The following is a 225-nucleotide window of genomic DNA, read 5'->3' on the forward strand; positions in this document are numbered from 1 at the left end:
CCATTTTCCGTAGGTTGGGTTAAGCGACAGCGCAACCCAACGCTCATGTTGGGTTTCATGCTTCAACCTAACCTACAAATCTAGGTTTTTATGTGTAGTGTTGGGTTTCATGCTTCAACCCAACCTACAAATCTATAAATCTTATACATCTGAATATATCTTATAAGTTATTTAAATCATTCTTCAGCAAAAAAGGACTAGTACCCTATATTCTCAATAATCTTG

It is taken from the genome of Dolichospermum circinale AWQC131C (genome assembly GCF_000426905.1).
Classification (GTDB): domain Bacteria; phylum Cyanobacteriota; class Cyanobacteriia; order Cyanobacteriales; family Nostocaceae; genus Dolichospermum; species Dolichospermum circinale.